Source organism: Arthrobacter sp. Ld5 (assembly GCF_051172775.1).
Lineage (GTDB): Bacteria > Actinomycetota > Actinomycetes > Actinomycetales > Micrococcaceae > Arthrobacter_D.
In genome coordinates, this window is record NZ_JBPKBO010000003.1 from 46,030 (window position 1) to 59,923 (window position 13,894).

11 protein-coding genes and 1 pseudogene are annotated in these 13,894 nt (G+C 62.3%); 7 read left to right on the forward strand and 5 right to left on the reverse strand.

The genetic code is table 11. From position 1 onward, the window contains the following. Positions 1–18: 18 nt before the first annotated feature. The 4 genes from ACSGDB_RS01505 to ACSGDB_RS01520 form a co-directional block, all read right to left on the reverse strand. Positions 19–783, reverse strand: a complete 765-nt coding sequence (locus tag ACSGDB_RS01505; protein ID WP_434992274.1) for an SDR family NAD(P)-dependent oxidoreductase — start codon at positions 781–783, stop codon at positions 19–21. Positions 784–1,107: 324 nt separating this feature from the next. Then, positions 1,108–1,581 (reverse strand): SDR family NAD(P)-dependent oxidoreductase, encoded by a 474-nt coding sequence (locus tag ACSGDB_RS01510; protein ID WP_434992277.1) that lies wholly within the window; start codon positions 1,579–1,581, stop codon positions 1,108–1,110. Between the two features lie 243 nt (positions 1,582–1,824). Next, positions 1,825–2,715 carry an aldo/keto reductase gene (locus ACSGDB_RS01515; protein ID WP_434992280.1) on the reverse strand — a complete coding sequence of 297 codons (891 nt, stop codon included), beginning with the start codon at positions 2,713–2,715 and terminating at the stop codon, positions 1,825–1,827. Positions 2,716–2,777: 62 nt separating this feature from the next. Next, positions 2,778–4,037 (reverse strand): MFS transporter, encoded by a 1,260-nt coding sequence (locus ACSGDB_RS01520; protein WP_434992281.1) that lies wholly within the window; start codon positions 4,035–4,037, stop codon positions 2,778–2,780. 181 nt (positions 4,038–4,218) lie between these two features. On the opposite strand from ACSGDB_RS01520, the pseudogene ACSGDB_RS01525 reads away from it, so the two are divergent. From ACSGDB_RS01525 to ACSGDB_RS01540, 4 genes and pseudogenes are all read left to right on the forward strand, one after another. Beyond that, positions 4,219–5,116, forward strand: a pseudogene (locus tag ACSGDB_RS01525) (IS5 family transposase). A gap of 18 nt (positions 5,117–5,134) precedes the next feature. Next, positions 5,135–6,031 carry a helix-turn-helix transcriptional regulator gene (locus ACSGDB_RS01530; protein WP_434992282.1) on the forward strand — a complete coding sequence of 299 codons (897 nt, stop codon included), beginning with the start codon at positions 5,135–5,137 and terminating at the stop codon, positions 6,029–6,031. Positions 6,032–6,140: 109 nt separating this feature from the next. Continuing rightward, positions 6,141–7,112 carry an aldo/keto reductase gene (locus ACSGDB_RS01535; RefSeq protein WP_434992285.1) on the forward strand — a complete coding sequence of 324 codons (972 nt, stop codon included), beginning with the start codon at positions 6,141–6,143 and terminating at the stop codon, positions 7,110–7,112. Between the two features lie 226 nt (positions 7,113–7,338). Beyond that, complete coding sequence (locus ACSGDB_RS01540) at positions 7,339–8,952, forward strand: Na+/H+ antiporter (protein ID WP_434992287.1); 1,614 nt, start codon at positions 7,339–7,341, stop codon at positions 8,950–8,952. A 143-nt stretch (positions 8,953–9,095) separates the two neighbouring features. Here the strand turns inward: ACSGDB_RS01540 and ACSGDB_RS01545 are convergent, their stop codons facing one another. After that, entirely contained in the window at positions 9,096–9,620 is a 525-nt protein-coding gene (locus ACSGDB_RS01545) for a hypothetical protein (protein ID WP_434992289.1), read from the reverse strand. 276 nt (positions 9,621–9,896) lie between these two features. Between ACSGDB_RS01545 and ACSGDB_RS01550 the strand changes: the two genes are divergently transcribed. From ACSGDB_RS01550 to ACSGDB_RS01560, 3 genes are all read left to right on the forward strand, one after another. Beyond that, positions 9,897–10,487 carry a hypothetical protein gene (locus ACSGDB_RS01550; RefSeq protein WP_434992291.1) on the forward strand — a complete coding sequence of 197 codons (591 nt, stop codon included), beginning with the start codon at positions 9,897–9,899 and terminating at the stop codon, positions 10,485–10,487. A 197-nt stretch (positions 10,488–10,684) separates the two neighbouring features. Further along, positions 10,685–10,858 carry a hypothetical protein gene (locus ACSGDB_RS01555; RefSeq protein ID WP_434992293.1) on the forward strand — a complete coding sequence of 58 codons (174 nt, stop codon included), beginning with the start codon at positions 10,685–10,687 and terminating at the stop codon, positions 10,856–10,858. Between the two features lie 1,159 nt (positions 10,859–12,017). Continuing rightward, complete coding sequence (locus tag ACSGDB_RS01560; RefSeq protein WP_434992295.1) at positions 12,018–13,820, forward strand: hypothetical protein; 1,803 nt, start codon at positions 12,018–12,020, stop codon at positions 13,818–13,820. The last annotated feature ends 74 nt before the right edge of the window (positions 13,821–13,894 follow it).

A 13,894-nucleotide genomic window follows, 5' to 3' on the forward strand; every position in this document is an offset into this window, starting at 1 on the left:
GTGCATCGGGGTGGCGGGTCAGGCTTTGCCTGCGTAGACGGCGGTCATGCCGCCGTCGACGACGAGGTCTACGCCTGTGATGTAGGTGCTGGCGTTGGAGGCGAGGAACACCACGGCGTCGCCGATGTCTTCGGATGAGCCGACGCGGCCGGCGGGGACCTCGGGTGTTACCCGGTCGATGTACTCCTGGACCTGGGTCTCGGTCATGCCGAGTTCGGTGGTGTAGGCCTCGGTGGGGACGACGCCGGGGCTGACACCGTTGACGCGGATCCGCCGGTGTTTGAGGTCCGTGGTCCAGCTCTTGGTGAAGGACCGCACGGCTGCTTTCGTGGCGGCGTAGAGGCTGAAGTCAGCCAGGCCCATGTCGGCGGTGATGGAGGTGTTGATGATGATCGAGCTGCCGTCCCTGAGGATCGGAAGCATCGATTGGACGGTGAAGAGGACCCCTTTGACGTTGACGCCGAACTGGCGGTCGAAGTCCTCGGTGGTGATCTTCTCCAGCGGGATGGGGTGGCCGCCTCCGGCGTTGGCGAAGACGACGTCCAGTCCGCCGTGCTCGTCGCGGATCAGGTCAGCGAGCTGATCGAGGTCGTTCTTGTTCGTGACGTCCGCGCGGACGGCGCGGGCGCGCTCACCGATGTCTGCGGCGACTTTCTCGAGCGGCTCGAGGTTTCGTCCGGTGACGTACACGAATGCGCCTTCCTCGGCCAGGCGGTGCGCTGTTCCGCGGCCGATGCCGGTACCGGCGCCGGTCACGAGGGCGATTTTCCCGTCCAACTGCATGATGTGTTCCTTCAGGGTTGGTGTTGTGTTTCAGAAGAGGGTGATGCCGGTGAGTTCGGCGAGTGTGGCGGTGAGCCGGTCCTGGAAGTCGGGGTCGGTGACTTCCGGCCGGGGTGCCTGCTGCTTGCGGTGGTGCTAGTAGCTGCCGGAGACCAGGGCTGCAGGGTCATCGCTGACGGCCAGCCAACTTTGGGTGTCGTGTCCCATCGCCAGGTCGTCCGGCGCGTACGGGCCGCCCATTTTGGTGGGTACCCACCCCGGATCGACGGAGTTGGAGAGCGTGGCGGACCAGTGGCGGGTGACTGCGGCGGAGATCGCCGAGACTTAGAGCTTGCTCTCCGAGTAGGCCTGGCCCGCGTTCCAAGGCCGCCTGGTCCAGTTGATGTCGCCGAGGTCGGCGGCGGCGTCGTGGTGCATGCCGCTACTGACGTAGATCAGACGGTCGGGTCGCTCGATCAGGGCGGTGAGGAGGTACGGGGCCAGGACGTTGACGGCCAGCGTCCGACTGTGGCCGTCGCGGGTTCCCACGCGCTGGGGTGAGAGGTATACGCCGGCGTTGTGGATGACAGCATCCATCCGGCCGTACCCGTTGACCTGTTCGGCCAGGTCCCGGGTCTCGGACGTGCTGCTGAGATCGCCGACGACGATCCCTACGGCCTGCGCGGCGAGGTCCTCGAGGGCGGTAGCGCGGTCGGCGGTGCGGGCGTGCAGGAGCACCTCGTGGCCGGCGTCCAGGAGTGTTCGAGCGTTGGCGAGGCCGAGCCCATCGGTGGAGCCGGTGATGAAGATGCGGGCCATGGGAGTCCTCCCGGAACGAAGAGATGTAGAGACGTAGAAAAGTAGAAACCTAGGAATGTTGGGGCGTGCCGGAGTCTCGCCGCCCGGACCCAGAGTGGACTGAGGCGGAGGCGCAGGGGCTGAGGGGTGCGGGTGGGGGAGACGGGGTTGTCCCCGCCTGCACCCCAACCGCACCCCTGCCTGAACTCGCCTGTGATGCTTGTCTTTACGGCTGGTTTGTGGTGCTGGTTTGTGTGGTGTGGGTCAGGCGGGGATGGGGAAGCCGTAGTTCTCGAGGGTGAGGCTGTCGGGGTCGGGGCCGCCGCGTACACCGGTGTCGAGGCCGTCGATGTCGGTGATTTCGACGGGGGTGAGGGCGAAGTCGAAGACGTCGAAGTTCTCGATGATGCGGTGGTCCTTCACGGACTTCGGGATGGCGGAGTATCCGTGCTCGAGGTGCCAGCGGATGATGACCTGCGCCGGGGTCTTGGAGTACTTCTCCGCGATGGCGGTGATGATCGGGTCCTCGAGGGGGTTCTTCTCGGAGTCCCCGTAGATGTAGGAACCGCCGATAGGTGACCAGGACTGGGTGAGGATGCCGTGGCGTTCGTTGGCTGCCCGCCACTGGGGCTGGGTGTAGTACGGGTGGACCTGGATCTGGTTCACCGCTGGTACGACCTCGGTGCGGGAGATGAGTTCCTCGAGCTCGGTCGGTGTCTGGTTGGAGACACCGATGGCGCGCACACGCCCATCCTTGAGGAGCTTCTCGATCGCCGTGTACGCGGCGATGGTCTTCTCGAAGTCGGCGGCGAGGGGCTGGTGCAGTAGCAGCAGGTCGACCTGGTCGACGCCGAGCTTGCGGATGCTCTTCTCGAACCCGTTGAGGGCTTCGTCGTAGCCGTAGTCGCTGATCCAAAGCTTGGTCTCGATGAAGATCTCGGACCGGTCGACGCCGGACTGGCGGATCCCTTCACCGACTTCGCGTTCGTTGAAGTACGCGGCGGCGGTATCGATCAGCCGGTACCCGGTGCGCAGCGCGGTGTCCACGGCTGCCCGGGTGTCCTCCGGGGAGCTCTGGTAGACGCCCAGGCCCAGGGCGGGTATCTGCACGCCGTTGTTCAGGGTCACGGTGGTGTTCGGGGAGTTCTCAGTCATGACTGTGTCTTTCCTTCACGGTGTGTTCGGTGGTGGTGTGGTGGGTGGTGTGACGGGCCCGGTCAGACCAGGGCGTTGTGCTCGCGCTGCGCCTCAGTGGTTGCAGGAGCTGCAGCCGGAGTTGAGGGGGCAGCGGTGGTGCGGGTGGCCCGCATGATGGCGAGGATGGCCAGGGGGATCAGGCCGAGGATGGCCATGGCCGCTCCGACGATCGAAGGGCCTGTGGTGCCCAGGGACGAGTCGAGGGCGAGGCCGGCGAGCCAGGTGGCGGCGGCGATTCCGACGTTGAAGGCCGAGACGGTCAGCGCTGCTGACAGGGACGGGCCGGCGTGTCCGAAGCGGACGGCCATGGGGGTCGCGATCGCGGTGACGCCCATGCCGGTGAAGCCGAGCAGGATGACGAGCACGATGGTCGGGACGACGACGGTGGACAGGGGGATGAGCATCAGCAGGACCAGGGCCGAGCCGCCGCCGATCGCGAAGTAGGTGCTCAGGGGCTTGCGGTCACCGGTGCGACCGGCGACGACGGTGCCGAGGAGGGCGCCGATGCCGAATCCGACGAGCAGCAGCGGCACGGCGGCCTCGGAGATCCCGGTGCGTTCGGTCAGCAGGGGGGAGATGTAGCTGTAGGCGGCGAGGAACCCTCCGGAGATCAGCGCGGTGGCGGTCAGGACGAGCCAGAGCTTGCCTTCGCGGATGACGCCGAGCTGGGAGCGGAAGGTGATGGTGTCCTGCTGTTCCTCAGCGGGGGCGAACTTGCCGATGACGACGGCCGCGACGGCGGCGAGGATGGCCAGGGCCCAGAAGATACCGCGCCAGCCGATGATCTGGCCGATGAAGGATCCCAGCGGGACGCCGGCGACGATGGCCAGGCCCATGCCGCTCATCATCACGCCCATGGCGCGGGAGGCGTTCGCGGGGCCCGCGGCGGTGGTCGCGACGACGGCTGCGATGGACAGGAACGCGCCGGTGGCCAGGGCGGTGATCACGCGGGCGATCAGGACCACGGCGAAGTCATCGCTGAGGGCGGCGACGATGTGGCCGGCGGCGAAGAGCATCAGGGACAGGATCAGGGTCAGCCGCTTGGGTAGGCGCATCGTTGCCACGGAGATCGTGGGGGCGCCGACGATCATGCCGATCGCGAAGGCGGTGATCAGCAGGCCGGCTTGGGAGAGGCTGACATCGAGGTCGGTGGCGATGCTGGGCAGCAGGCCGGCGATGACGAATTCGGTGGTGCTCATCAGGAACGTTCCGATTGCCAGGAGCACCACAACGAGCGGCAGCTTGGCTTTCGGAACAGTGGAGGACGTGGGGGAGGACATGGGTGAACCTTCGATTTCGGGGGTGTGTGGTCGGCGTCTGAATGCCGTCTATATCTACGAGACCACGGGTCAGACCTGCCGAAACAGACCCACTCAAGCCGTGTACTGAGAGGGCATGGTTACACCCTGGCCTAGGGCATGTCTCCTAACCCCGAGGTGGGATGAACGGGATCATTGTGGGATGTCTCGTACTCGTAGTCTTTCGGATGCCGCATGGGGGCGTTTGGAGCCGTTGATGCCGGTTGCTGCCCGGGCCGGGGGTCGCCCGTTCCAGGATCATCGTCGGGTGGTCGAGGGGATCATCTGGCGGTTCCGGACCGGGTCGCCGTGGCGTGATCTTCCGGCGGAGTTCGGTCCCTGGCAGACCGCGTGGAAACGACACCGCCGCTTCAGTGCTGATGGCACCTGGGACAGGATCCACGCCGAACTACTCGCTGAGGCCGACGCGGCCGGCGGCGTGGACTGGGCGGTGAGTGTTGACTCGACGGTCAACCGGGCTCATCAGCACGCAACGAACCTTCCCCGCGACACAGGGGGATCTCTCGAGTTACAAGAAACTGCGCATCGAGCCCGCTGACCATGCCATCGGCCGGTCGCGGGGCGGTTTGAGCACCAAAATCCACCACCTGGTCGACGGACGCGGATTGCCCCTGGTCGTACTCGTCGGCGCCGGGCAGGCAGGTGACTCGCCGATGTTCCCGGTGCTCATGGAGCATCTGCGCGTGGCCCGCCGCGGCCCTGGACGGCCACGCTCCCGCCCGGACCGGGTGCGGGCAGATAAGGCTTATTCGTCCCGCGCGATCCGCGCGCATCTGCGCGAGCGAGGCATCATCGCTGTCATCCCCGAGCCGTCCGACCAGCGAGGACACCGGGCACGCCGCGGAAGCCGCGGCGGTCGACCCGTCAGCTACGACATCGAGGATTACAAGGGCCGCAACGTGGTGGAGCGCTCCTTCAACGAGGACAAGCAATGGCGGGGCATCGCGACCCGCTACGACAAACTCGCCCTCACCTACCGAGGCGGCGCCGTGCTACGCGCGATCACCCTCTGGCTCAAACGGTTAGGAGACACGCCCTAGCGTTCTACCGTTGAAGTCATGAGCACCCGAGATGACATTCAGGAGTTCCTGACCTCCCGGCGGGCCAGGCTGACACCCGAGCAGGTCGGCCTGCAGTCCTACGGCCGGCGCAGGGTGCCGGGGTTGCGCCGCGAGGAAGTCGCGATGCTCGCCCAGGTCAGCGTGGAGTACTACAGCCGCCTCGAACGCGGGAACCTGGCCGGCGTGTCCGAAAGCATCCTCGATGCCCTCGTCCAGGCCCTGCGCCTGGACGACGTGGAGGAACGACACCTCCGGGACCTCATCCGGGCCTCCGACACCACCACCCGCAGCACCCGCAGCAAACGCCAACGCGCACCGCAGCAACGCGTCCGCCCCACCATCCAGCGGATGCTCGACGCGATGACGGATCTTCCCGCGATCGTCCAGAACGGTCGGCTGGACATCATCGCCGCGAACCGTATGGGTAGGGCGCTGTACGCCGCCCAGTTCGACACCACGATCCTGCCGCCGAACCAGGCCCGCTTCATCTTCCTGGATCCTCGTGCACGGGATTTCGCCCCGGACTGGGACCGTGCAGCCAACGAATGCGTGGCCATGCTGCGGGCCGCGGCCGGCCGTGACCCCCACGACCGTCAACTCTCGGACCTCATCGGGGAACTGTCCACCCGCAGCGACGAGTTCCGTGTCCGGTGGGCCGCGCACAACGTCCACCAGCACAAAAGCGGCTCCAAACGCATCCGCCTCCCAGCCGTCGGAGAACTCGACCTGGACTTCGAAGTCATGGAACTCGTCGCGGACGCCGGACTGATGTTCATCACCTTCAGCGCCCAACCGGGCACACCCTCCCACGACGCCCTGCAACTGCTGTCCACCTGGACAGCGACCCAGGCCAGCGAGTCCACCACCGCGACCGCCGGCCCCACCACTTCCTAGACCCCACTGCCTAGACCCCACTGCCTAGACCCTGCGTCAGGGGTACCTCTCTTCAGGGCCTGTTCCAAGGCGCTGCTCTGTAGCGCGCTATCGAAAGGAAAGTTTCTCCATGGAATACACACGTCTGGGCCGCTCCGGCCTGAAAATCAGTCGCCTCGCATTGGGCTGCATGAGTTTCGGAGACACCTCGAAGGGCTTCACGCAGTGGGCCCTGGACGACGAGGGAGCCGAACCGATCTTCCGGCAGGCCGTCGACCTCGGGGTGAACTTCTGGGACACAGCGAACGTCTACGGTTACGGATCCTCGGAGGAGATCGTGGGGCGGGCCATCACGAAGTACGCCCGCCGGGAAGACATCGTCCTGGCCACCAAGGTGATGTTCAAGATGCACGACGGGCCCGGCGGCGCCGGACTCTCACGCAAAGCCATCATGGAGCAGATCGATGCCTCCCTCACCCGACTCGGCACCGACTACGTCGACCTGTACCAGATCCACCGCTTCGACCCCGAGACCCCGGTCGAGGAAACGATGGAAGCCCTCCACGATCTCGTGAAGGCCGGCAAGGTCCGCTACATCGGCGCCTCGAGCATGTGGGCGTGGCAGTTCGCCTCCATGCAGCACGCCGCGGACCTCAATGGATGGACGCGCTTCGTCTCCATGCAGGACCAGTACAGCCTCATGATGCGCGAAGAGGAACGCGAGATGTTCGGCCTCCTCGAAGCCCATGGTGTCGGCAGCATCCCCTGGAGCCCGCTGGCCAAGGGACGCGTCGCACGACCGTGGGGACAGCAGACCGCCCGGTCCTCCAACGACCCGGTTGGTGACGCCGCGTTCAGTGACGCCGACAAGCCCATCGCTGACGCCGTCGAGAAGATTGCTGCCGAACGCGGCATCCCCATGGCCCAGGTCGGGCTCGCCTGGGTCCTCCACAACCCCATCGTGAGTGCACCCATCGTCGGCGCCACGAAGGAGAATCACCTCGCGGACGCCGTCGCCGCACTGGACGTGCACCTCACCGATGACGAGGTCGCCGCACTCGAAGCGCCCTACGCACCGAAGAAGCCCACCGGGTTCCAGTAACCAGTCGGGCTGCAGCCACGCGACCAGACAGCCGCGTGACCAGATAGCCGCATGTTTCAAGGGCTGGGCCTCATCCCCGGGTTTACACCACGACCTGTGGGCCCGGGGGTGAGGCCCGGCACATCTCAGGATCCGATGCGCGACGGCTCTGAGCGTCAACGGTCGCGGTCAACAGTCCCGGTCGAGAGTGATCGTTCGGTGGAGTACGAGCGGGAGGGGAGTGGTTGTGGAAGGCCTTGAAACGGTTGTCCTGCTGGGTGTCGCCATCCTCGTCGGGGCCATCCTGGCGCCGCGACTACGCGTCGCTACCCCGCTGCTGTTACTGCTGATCGGCCTCGGTTTGGGCTTCATTCCGGAGCTGCAGAGCATCGAGCTGCCCCCGGAGACGGTGCTGCTGGTCTTCCTGCCCGTCATGCTGTTCTGGGAAAGCCTCACCACATCGTTGCGCTCAATCCGCCGGGACTTCCGCGGCATCGTGCTCATGAGCACGCTCATGGTCGTCGCGACCGCCTTCGGCGTCGCCGGTATCGCCCATCTCCTGGGGCTCCCGTGGAACGCGGCCCTCATCCTCGGCGCAGCACTGGCACCACCGGATGCCACCGCGGTCGCGGCCCTGGGCAGGACGCTCCCACACCGCAACTTCATGCTCCTCAAAGCCGAAAGTCTCACCAACGACGGAACCGCCCTCGTCCTGTACGGGATAGCGGTCGGGATCAGCATCGGCGGCAGCTACACACCCCTGAGCATCACCGGCCTCGTTCTCCAGTCCTATCTTGGCGGTGCAGCTGCAGGGGGCCTGATCGCGGGTATCGCCTACCTGGTGATGCGCCGCCTCACCGACGCCCTGCTGACGAACATCGCCCTGCTGATCACCCCATTCGCGGCTTTCCTCGCCGCTGAACTCATCCACGCCTCCGGTGTCCTCGCCGTCGTCGTCGCCGGCCTGATCGTGTCCTTTACCTCCGCCCGGATCAGCACCGCCGCGTCCCGCCGGCAGACCGAATCGACGTGGCCGCTGGGTTCCTACCTCCTCAACGGGGCCCTGTTCGTCCTCATCGGGCTGCAGGTCCAGGCGATCGCCCACGAGATCGAAGCCCGTGACATCGGCCGGCTCCTACTGACCACCGTCGCGGTGTGGCTCACGCTCATTCTGGTGCGCTTCACCTTCCAGACCTTGCTCGTGTTCGTCATCCGTGTCCTCGATCGCAGGCCCTCGCAACGGGAGCGCCGCATGAACTATCGGGCACGCGTAGTCAGCGCCGTCGCCGGGTTCCGCGGAGCTGTGTCCCTCGCGATCGCCTTGTCCGTACCCCTGATTATGGACAACGGACAATCCCTACCCGGCCGCAATGACATCCTCTTCATCACCGCCGGCGTCATCGTCCTGACTCTCCTCGTACAAGGACCGCTCCTACCAAGAATCGCCAAGTGGGCGGATTTGCCAGCCGATGCCGCAGAAGACGAGATCCGCCTGGTCGAACGGGCACTCAACGAAGCGGCCCTGACCGTCCTCTACAACACAGACCCAGCCGACACCCCGTCAGGCCCAGGGCCGGCGACCGACACAGAGACGCGCGAGCTATTGATCCGTGAACACGAAGCCCGAAGAAAGGTCCTGCAATGCCTCGACACCACGGCCGAACAGCGGGATAGCTCAGCCCCGTATGCCACCCACCACATCGAGGAAAACCAGTTGCGGCTGGACATCCTCAAGCACAAGCGTCAAGCACTCCTGACACTGCGCCGCGACGGACACATCGACGACGTCGTGGCACGACAATTCCAGACCCGCCTCGACGTCGAAGAGCAACGCCTCACCGGCGTCGAATCCGTCGACTGATCCCCATAAGTGGAAGCGGAATACGCGACGTGGCACTGGCGCCCACCGGTGCCACACATCGCCACCGTATGGCTTCTCGCACGGGCGCAGGGTGATAGTCGCGGATCCCACTGCGGGATCGCTCTGCGCGCAAGCGTCACTCCCTAAGTGTTGGCTTGCTGCTCGGATCCCGGCGCGGCCGGAACAGTGCGCCCATCGGACAGGGTCAAGCTTCGTACGACTGTCCCGTCGCCGAGCCGGACACCTTTCAAGCCCAAGGTCAGGGTGTTGTCCGTGAATCCGCCGGGCTGGTCGTAGGCGTAGGTCATACCCTCCGGGAGCTCACCCAAATCGGCCTGCGGGGTGAAGCGGACAGTGAACGATGCGCGGCGTGCGGATTCTTCGCAAATCTCGACGGAACCGTCCGGATGCAGTAGGCCGATGAGGCTGGTTGCGTTCGGCGATGCCATGACGCCGAACAAGCTGTATCCCGATGGGAGATTCCTCGCCGGCCCCCCGCCATCCTCGCCTACGAGCATGGCGGCCTCATCCTGCTCTGCCTGCTCGACGGCCTGGCAGGCGCTGATCGCTTCGATGGGAGGGCTGATCTCCTGAGGAGGTGGTGTGTCGTTGATCGGCGGGAGAAGGACGATCCCACTGATCACCCCGGCCACGACAAGCCCGCCCACAACGAAACGCCTACCTTTTGAGGGTGCTGGACGGTGGCTAGAATCAAGGGACCGTTCCTCCGGCGAATCGGCACCAAGATCAATAATCTGGACACGACCGACCTGATAACTACCGTCCCTCAAACCATCAACGCCATTCCCCATGATCCGACCCTAAGGTGCATCGGGTACCGGCGTTTGAGACCAGCCACTCGTGTCGTTCCACCCGCCGAGTGACAACGTCCGGCCGAGGATCCCTCACTGATCGAATAGGTATTGGACTGGCAGACTGTGTGGGTGACTCCCACCGAACAGACCGCAAAGAAGGAAAGCGTCTGGGTCAAAGCGCTTCGACGCCTCCCAAACTGGCTCATTTTCCTCATCATCGCTGCGCTGTACGTAAGTTTTCTGCTCGGAAAGGACCTTCTTTCTGGGGAGTCAATCGGACCGGCTGACGTCGCCCTCGCCGCTCTAACCGGACTACTCGTCTCAGCTGTCATCCTCTGGATCAACCGGTGGAAGAGTTTCAGGGATAGAAAGGAACCACCGGGCACCCCCACTGCGACCAACTTCGAAAGAGCAATGTCCACGGGTCGACTACCACACGACGCAACAGCCGAGCAATGGGTCCCAGAGCTCCAAAGGGCGATTCGCGCGGACCGAGTCATGGCTTGGATAGGCCCCCTATTATTCGGGGCGTTCGGAAGCTTGGGCATCTACTTGATCATCGACAACCCGGAGCACCCCTGGTTCTGGGTGCTTGCCACCATCTTCTTCTTCTCCGTTGCCGCTTGGTACCCGATCTGGACGCGCCGTCGCCGCCCGAAGCTACTAGGACTCATCGCTCAGTTGCCTACCCACGGCGACCCCGACGATAGCGCCCGGTAGCTCATCGGCTAACGGGCGGCTCGACCCTGATCTATCCATACTGTCCGGATCGGTCGGATGACAGGCGAAGCCGCTCGGGCAACTTAGGCGTCTATTTCTCGTCATCGCCGCACTCGTGGGATTGGCTGGCTCTCCATTAGGAGAGACCTCCTCGCGATAGGTTAGAAGCAGAAGATTTTTCACGCCGAGGAGGACAAGTGCAGCAGTGGATGTGGGTCCTTCCTGGGGTGCCGCTTGCTATCGCAGGCTATGCGGTGCTCTTTAAGATTAATAAACGAAAATCAGGTACAAATACTCGCCGCCTGTACTTGATTATCGCGCTGATCCTTCTTGCTATGTTCGCCCTAATTTTCATTGCAATTGAGGGATGAAGCTGGTTCAAGGTCGCTCGTGGTCAGTGACGCGACGCTGTACGACATACGTGGCAGATGGATCCGTCACCGGACGAGAACGGCCCGCGTCCGGTGACGGATCGGCTTTCGGGCGCCCCGCCCCCTGGCCCTCGTCGCGGTCTGGAAAGGGCACCCAGGACCCGAGTGGCCAACCTACTTCCCGATGCAGTAGAGATAGCCTGCAGAAAGAAAAGCCCGTCGGTCCTCATTCAGGCGAAAGTGATATCTATATGAAACGCGAACCGATCCAACAGGTCAGTGCACTCTGGGATTCGCCGCTTTCGTCCGTGGAGGTTCTGACGGCGGTGAGTGAAGCCTTCGATGGAGAGAAGGTGACTGTGGATGCCTCATCCGGCACTGTGGAAGTGAGACGCGGATCAAACTTCAAGTATCGGATATGGGGAGGCTCTGAACGGGTACAAGAACTTCCCCGTCGCTCTCGCATTGGAAGCACGTGCCGCACCCGGGGGCTCCATAGTGGAAGTTTGTGCGTTCGACACCTTCGGATTCCGCGTGACGGACCGCCTTTTTATGGGCACCGACGTGACGCTCAAGTCCAAGCTGGTTGACCTGATGGAAGTTGCCTCGAGTGCAGTGACACCGCGTAACCCTGGTTGGTCGTAGTCGCCATACGCTCGGCCTGTCCCGTGGTCGGATCGAGAACTTGGGCATTTTTGCTTGGGCTAGAGTCTGCCGAGTCAAGCAGATCGATGAACGGGGTGCGTCGTGGATGGTCATGCATCGCAGCGGAAGAAAGCGCAGGCTGCTGGTCTGGTAGCAGTGCTGTCCCTCCTTGTCGCGTCGTTGGTGTTGAGAACTTTCCTCGACGGCGACAGTCCCTGGGTTTGGGTGGGCGTGGTTATCCAAGCGATCGCAGTCGTTGCGAGCGTGGTCTACCTGGTCAAATTCGTTCGGAGGCAGCGCGACGACTATTGGAAGGAGCGAGGCCGCAACCCTCGTGATCCGAAACAACCATCATCGTGAGGAACCATGGAGGATCCTGCCGCGTCCGGTCTGTCAGGCGCTGGCGGCCGGTTCGTCATGGGCCGGCAGTTCCCCTTTCAGCAGTCCACAGTTGTGGACGGGCTCGCCGCGGCCGGTTACTTATCGCAGGCAGCCATAGACGACAATGAATCCTATGAACGTCGAGCTGCGAGCCGTTACTAAAATAGTTGACATGATTTCTGCGTGCTCACGTTTGGAACCAGTGATCGACTCGAATGACAAAACCCTGTTGACTGACGGACACATCGACGTTCATTCATCGGAAGTGCATAGCAAGGAGACCTTTGAGGGTCGCGTTGTCGTTCAAGTCAAAGGCCGCAAGCCCACAGGGGCTAGAGAGCTTCCGCATACATTTCCAATCTCTAAAACGGATCTTGCTGGGTATCTCAAAAATAATGGCGTTCTCTTTTTCGTCGTATTCGTTAATCCAAAAACTAATACAAGACATCCAGCGTATGCACTACTGAATCCATTTAAGATTCAGTACCTTATCGATAAAATGGAAGGCCGAAAGCAGATCGCAGTAGACATAAAGCGACTGCCTTCCGATCCTTCCAAGATTGAAGCCATAGTCAAGCTGGCGCTGCAAACGCGTAATGAGCAACCCGGGATGAGGGTTGATATAAAACAGTTGGGCGATCTTAGTAGCATCACCGTCTACTCAGACGGATCGCTAAATTTCGATGCTCCCGTAGTGTTAAAACGCGCTACGCACGACTTCACTCTTGTCGCGGAAAATGCCAAGGGTATGACAGTGTTTGTTGATATGGAATTTTCCCTTACGCCGAACGAGTACGTTGGCGAAGAGGCGAACCTAACTTTTTCCAGTGGAGATTTCGTATTTCGCAACCCAGTAAAACGAAGAGTGGATCAAGAAACCTTCGAGCTTGTGCTTAGTGATGGCTTGAAGATTCAGTTGTCCATTATGGGGCAGACTGCCTCGGGCTCAATGATGCTGACAATGCGTGAAACCCTGAGAGAGCGATTCAATGACCTGGGCTTTTATTTTGCATCTGTAGACAATCAGTTCTTCCATGTTGATGGGGAAGAAAATAAATTTGATGTCGCCCCAGGCGAGGATCAGCAGGATCTGCGGCGACACTTTAAGTACCTAACGACTTTAGTGTCCCTGTGTGATGCGTTAGGGATCAACTCAAGTCTTGTCGAGCTGGAACCGCTGGAGGGTGTCAGGGGTCGGCAGCTCATCAGTCTGCATGGAGTGATGGTGGAGGGAAAAGAAATTGATGACCCCCATCGGGAAACAGGCAGAATTTTCCAACCAGTGGGGCGCTGGGGTATCCAGCTAATCGTTGTTCGAGACAGTGCCAAGGATAGATGGCAGTGTCGTGATCTTTTCGACCCAGAACTGGGTCAGCAATTTATTTTGACCGGAGAAACCGAATCAGGCGAAAATCAAATTAGAAGAGTGACGCCATATGAGATCGTGGACCGCGAACAGTTGCCGTACACCCTAAACCTGCACCTCGACAATGTGGTCAACGCATACGACGAGATTTTTGAGTACCCTGAAACCTCAGAGTACGCCAACTTGACCGTACTCAACCTCATCCACGCCGCCGATATTGTTGAAGTCCGAAAAACTGAGTTTCTGGATGCGGCGCTAACCCTGAATAACTGGTTGATCTTGAAGCAGGGCGACCGTCCGAATCATCAAATAAACGATTGGCAGATTGCTGCTAGAAAGGGCAAGCTTGCACAGGATCAGCGTTCTGCCATTCGGTCATTAAAACGCGAAATAAGCAGCAGTGAAGATGAATATGCCCCCTTCATTGAAGCTGGCTGCGCAATTCTGCTCGGAGAAGAGGAAGACGTCGCTTATTACCTTAGTCTCCTCGATGCCGCCCAGCTGACCAGGATGCAGGAGTGGCCTATTTGGGATTTGTACATGGCCGCGAAGACGGTGAAGGACGCATAGCGGTCGTCCACTGGCGCCATGCAGGGGTTCCAGACCGGCCAGCAGCGCCAGGCCGGGGGAGGGACGTTTAGCGG

Coding starts and splice junctions, on each gene's coding strand:
- ACSGDB_RS01560 (WP_434992295.1), top strand. CDS start 12,018: ATGAACGTCGAGCTGCGAGCCGTTACTAAAATAGTTGACATGATTTCT.
- ACSGDB_RS01535 (WP_434992285.1), top strand. CDS start 6,141: ATGGAATACACACGTCTGGGCCGCTCCGGCCTGAAAATCAGTCGCCTC.
- ACSGDB_RS01510 (WP_434992277.1), bottom strand. CDS start 1,581: ATGGCCCGCATCTTCATCACCGGCTCCACCGATGGGCTCGGCCTCGCC.
- ACSGDB_RS01515 (WP_434992280.1), bottom strand. CDS start 2,715: ATGACTGAGAACTCCCCGAACACCACCGTGACCCTGAACAACGGCGTG.
- ACSGDB_RS01505 (WP_434992274.1), bottom strand. CDS start 783: ATGCAGTTGGACGGGAAAATCGCCCTCGTGACCGGCGCCGGTACCGGC.
- ACSGDB_RS01530 (WP_434992282.1), top strand. CDS start 5,135: ATGAGCACCCGAGATGACATTCAGGAGTTCCTGACCTCCCGGCGGGCC.
- ACSGDB_RS01520 (WP_434992281.1), bottom strand. CDS start 4,037: ATGTCCTCCCCCACGTCCTCCACTGTTCCGAAAGCCAAGCTGCCGCTC.